The sequence below is a fragment of the Longimonas sp. genome (assembly GCF_046498435.1).
Taxonomy (GTDB): Bacteria; Bacteroidota; Rhodothermia; order Rhodothermales; family Salinibacteraceae; genus Longimonas.
Genome location: NZ_JAWOAR010000206.1, coordinates 1 through 2,736, shown reverse-complemented (window position 1 = coordinate 2,736; position 2,736 = coordinate 1). Strand labels below are relative to the sequence as shown.

General features: G+C 60.7%; 4 protein-coding genes. 2 read left to right on the top strand and 2 right to left on the bottom strand.

The features are described 5' to 3' along the window. Positions 1-164 precede the first annotated feature (164 nt). Positions 165-560 (top strand): CHY zinc finger protein, encoded by a 396-nt coding sequence (locus R6U20_RS07710; RefSeq protein WP_410337279.1) that lies wholly within the window; start codon positions 165-167, stop codon positions 558-560. 75 nt (positions 561-635) lie between these two features. Here R6U20_RS07710 and rpmA read toward each other — a convergent pair whose 3' ends face one another. Both rpmA and rplU read right to left on the bottom strand, forming a co-directional pair. Then, positions 636-896: a 50S ribosomal protein L27 gene (rpmA, locus tag R6U20_RS07705; RefSeq protein WP_410337278.1), complete on the bottom strand. Its 261-nt coding sequence runs from the start codon at positions 894-896 to the stop codon at positions 636-638. A gap of 80 nt (positions 897-976) precedes the next feature. After that, positions 977-1,297, bottom strand: coding sequence for a 50S ribosomal protein L21 (gene rplU, locus R6U20_RS07700; protein WP_410337277.1), 321 nt, complete (start codon positions 1,295-1,297; stop codon positions 977-979). Positions 1,298-1,424: 127 nt separating this feature from the next. Between rplU and R6U20_RS07695 the strand changes: the two genes are divergently transcribed. Then, positions 1,425-2,087 (top strand): fumarylacetoacetate hydrolase family protein, encoded by a 663-nt coding sequence (locus R6U20_RS07695; protein WP_410337276.1) that lies wholly within the window; start codon positions 1,425-1,427, stop codon positions 2,085-2,087. The last annotated feature ends 649 nt before the right edge of the window (positions 2,088-2,736 follow it).

Genomic DNA, 2,736 nt, shown 5'->3' with positions numbered 1-2,736 from the left:
TGGCACGGTATGGCGTCAGCCCTGTCCAGACAACTCCCGAAGAGATCAGGGATGAGATTCAGCAGGCTCTCGGCACGTCGCTTCCACGCACCAGCACTTCTGGAGACGCATGAGAAAGTGGGTTGTCGATGCCTCGCCGATTATTCTCCTTGCTACAAATGGCCGTGCCAACCAATCGCCGCACCACGCATCCCCCTGACACCGACGCCCGTTTCGCCGTGCCCCTGCGCGGGGTTGAGGTAGACCCGGAGACGCGGTGCGCCCACTACGCCACCGAGCGCGACGTGATTGCAATCCAGTTTCCGTGCTGCGGGGTGTTCTACCCGTGCCACGCCTGTCACGATGCCGTCGCCGATCATTCTGCGCAGCAGTGGGATGCGCAGGCGGATCTCGATGAGCGCGCAGTGCTGTGCGGCGCGTGCCGTACGGTGCTCACCTGGCGGCAGTACCTTGCAGCCGATAACGCATGCCCCCACTGTGGAGCGGATTTCAACCCCGGATGCAAAACACACCTGTCCCTGTACCTGGATCATCTCCCTGGCGACTCGTCACCTGATTGATGACCCAACAAAAAAACCGCCACTCGGCCTAGGGCCAGGTGGCGGTGCATGTCGTTGTCGTACCAAGAGGGCGTATTACACCTCCTCGGGCACAATGTGAACGTAGCGGCGGTTGCCTCGGCTGCGGGCAAACTGCACCGTGCCGGTTTCCTTCGCAAAGAGCGTGTCGTCGCCGCCACGGCCTACGTTTTTGCCGGGGTGAAACTTCGTACCCCGCTGCCGCACGATAATGCTACCGGCTTTGACAAATTCGCCGCCGTACGTTTTAACACCGAGATACTTGGGGTTGGAGTCGCGACCGTTTTTGGTCGACCCCATGCCTTTCTTGTGAGCCATGTCTGCCTCTGTCGTCTATGCTACAAGCGAATGTGGGGGTTGCGAGCGCAGGCGCAAGAGAGCCGCCCCGCCCAGCGAGCCTATGCGGTGTGCACCGCCTCAATCTGAATCTTCGTATATTGCTGACGGTGACCTCTTTTCACGCGGTACCGCTTGCGTCGTTTCTTCTTGAACACGATCACTTTGTCGCCCTTCACATGCTCAAGCACTTTGGCGTCAACGGTAACCCCGTCCACGGTGGGCGTACCGACCGTCACGTTGCCATCGCCATCGGAGAGCAACAGCACACGGTCAATGGTGAGCGTATCGTCCGCCTCCGCATCTGCGTGATACGGGACGTACACGGTGTCGTTTTCACGCACCTTGAATTGTTTGTCTTTCACGTCAACAATAGCGTACATAGGGATCTCTGCTTTGGAGCGCTGGATTGAGTACCACCGCGAGAGTGAGCGATTTTGTTCAGACGTTGACCACGGTCGTTTCCCCGCAAAGTTTCGCTATTGTCCTGTCATCTGATTCGTGTTTCTTATGAAGCTGTCTCTTCCGAATGGCCGCCAACTCACGCCCGGTAAGCTGCTCTGCATCGGACGCAACTACGCCAAGCACGCCGCCGAAATGAAAAGCGATGTGCCCGATCAGCCCATGGTCTTCCTGAAGCCATCAACGGCACTTATCGGATCGGGCGACGCCGTCCGCATCCCCCAAGCGTCGTCGGAAGTCCACCACGAGGTGGAACTGGTGGCGGTGATTGGCACCGGCGGCAAGCACATCGCTGCCGAAGATGCGCTCAACCATGTCGCGGGCTACGCAATCGGACTCGACATGACAGCGCGCGACATTCAGGCGGGCGCCAAGGAGCGGCGGCATCCATGGTCGGTGGCGAAGGGATTCGACACGTTCGCGCCGCTCGGACCCATCGTGCCCGCTTCGGAGGTCGCCGATCCACAGCAGCTCACCCTTGGCGTGTCGGTCAACGGCGAGACGCGCCAACACGGCTCCACCGAGCACATGATCTTTTCCGTGGCGGAACTGATTGCATACTGCTCCTCGGTGTTCACGCTGGAGCCGGGCGACCTGCTCTACACCGGCACGCCCGAAGGCGTGGGTCCTGTGGAAGCCGGTGATGTGCTGGAGGCGACGTTCTCTGCCGGACCCGGGCTTTCGGTGCATGTGGAAAAGGAGGAGCGGTAGCGGGATGCTCTTCTCGTGCCGAGCCTTTGCGTCATGATGCAAACGTTTAGAGGCCTCGCCCGGACCTGCACGAAACCGGGAACAGAGCGGCAAAACGCTGTCGCATCGCTTATTCCGCATTGCCCCGCCCCGACTTCCACACCAAAGTCACCCTGACGATGCCCTGCATCGGAAGGATCTCAACGTCATCCCGCAGCGGTGGCGCTTTCCTCCCAATCGGCCTCCTCGCCCCGCGCGTCCGGAGATCCCTCGGCTGCATGCCGACTCCTGTCGGTATGCGCTCGGGATGACATTCTGTGAGAGGGCTGTGTCTATTCCTCCACTAAGTCACCGCGGATGGGGCTCCCCTTAAAAAGTCATCCCGGACGGAGCGAAGCGGAGATCCGGGAACCAGACCTTGCAGACGTGCAGCCGGTCTCAAATCAACATGGGACTGCGCTTTACGCTTTCAGATGCACCACAGGCCGCAGGCTACGCCGCCCCCTCCTCCACGAACGCGTTCAGATCCATCACCACGGCATCTTCGCGCTGGGCGCGAGCAAGTTCGTCCCGAACGTAGCGTGCCGTGTACGTATCCGCCTGCGCCAATTCTTCGGGCGGTCCCTCAAACACGATCTCGCCGCCGCGCTGTCCGCCTTCCGGCCCCAAA

Bases quoted from the DNA above. Each gene is read 5' to 3' on its own strand.
- rplU (WP_410337277.1), bottom strand. From the start codon at position 1,297: ATGTACGCTATTGTTGACGTGAAAGACAAACAATTCAAGGTGCGTGAA.
- rpmA (WP_410337278.1), bottom strand. From the start codon at position 896: ATGGCTCACAAGAAAGGCATGGGGTCGACCAAAAACGGTCGCGACTCC.
- R6U20_RS07695 (WP_410337276.1), top strand. From the start codon at position 1,425: ATGAAGCTGTCTCTTCCGAATGGCCGCCAACTCACGCCCGGTAAGCTG.